The 1,229-nt window shown below is 43.8% G+C and carries 1 protein-coding gene; it reads right to left on the bottom strand.

The features are described from left to right. Window positions 1-151 precede the first annotated feature (151 nt). Window positions 152-1,126 (bottom strand): HTH-type transcriptional regulator CysB, encoded by a 975-nt coding sequence (gene cysB / locus BCT81_RS27335; protein WP_004741986.1) that lies wholly within the window; start codon window positions 1,124-1,126, stop codon window positions 152-154. Window positions 1,127-1,229 lie beyond the last annotated feature (103 nt).

Here is a 1,229-nt window from a genome sequence, read left to right as displayed (position 1 = left end):
ATGCTTCCCCCTATGATGCGTGGATTGTAGGGGTAACCGGCGTAAATGAAAAGGTGGGAGACAAAGAGAGCTTAGAGGTGAAAGTTAAAAAGCTGATAAAAAACGGCCTGTCACTACAGGCCGATTAAGAATCTTGTTTTTCGAGATAGAATTAACGAACTGGCAGCTCGATATCTTTAAACATCTCTTCGATTTCTTCATTTGATTTCAAAGAGATAGCTTGCTCTACCACTGGACGAGTCAAGTGAGGTGCGAAGCGTTCCATGAAATCAAACATGTAAGAACGCAGGAACGTACCTTTTCTAAAGCCAATGCTGGTTGTGCTCGCACCAAATAGGTGGCTCGCATCAATCGCTACCAAATCAGTGTCTTGCTCATGGTCAATCGCCATACTCGCAATCACACCAACACCGATGCCCATACGAACGTAAGTTTTGATTACATCGGCATCCGTAGCAGTAAACACAACACGTGGCGTTAGACCTACTTTATTGAAGGCCGTATCCAATTCGGAGCGACCAGTAAAGCCAAAGACGTAAGTCACAAGAGAATAAGCAGCCAGATCTTCGATGGTGATATTTTGCTTTTGAGCCAGCGGGTGATCTTTTGTTACCACGATAGAACGGTTCCAATGGTAACAAGGCAGCATTATCGCATCTTGGTAAAGGTGAAGTGCTTCTGTCGCAATCGCGAAGTTTGCTGTGCCCTTAGCTACTGCCTCAGACATTTGGCTCGGTGTACCTTGGTGCATGTGAAGCGACACTTTAGGGTAACGCGCGGTAAAGCCTTTGATGACATCTGGCAATGCGTAACGAGCTTGCGTGTGAGTCGTTGAAATATTCAATGTACCCATCTCAGGGTGAGTATGTTCGCCAGCGACCGCTTTAATGCTTTCAACACGAGCAAGGATCTCCTGAGAGATACGAATAATATCTTCACCAGCTTGAGTAACTTGAGTCAAATGCTTGCCGCTTCGCTCAAATATCTGAATACCCAATTCATCTTCAAGCAGTCTAACCTGTTTACTGATGCCTGGCTGAGATGTGTATAAACTCTCTGCTGTTGCAGAAACATTTAGGTTATGGTTTACAACCTCAACAATGTACTTCAGTTGCTGTAACTTCATATCTAACCTCGTAATCCTTTACTCATTTCTGTGCTAACTTATTTGCAAAGAGAGCATTCTAGTCTCGTGTAATATAATTATTAGTTATAACGCTTCAAGCGCT

The organism is Vibrio sp. 10N.261.52.A1, assembly GCF_002876325.1.
GTDB lineage: Bacteria > Pseudomonadota > Gammaproteobacteria > Enterobacterales > Vibrionaceae > Vibrio > Vibrio chagasii.
Note: the sequence above shows the minus strand (reverse complement) of the source record. Positions and strands in the feature narration are given on the sequence as shown.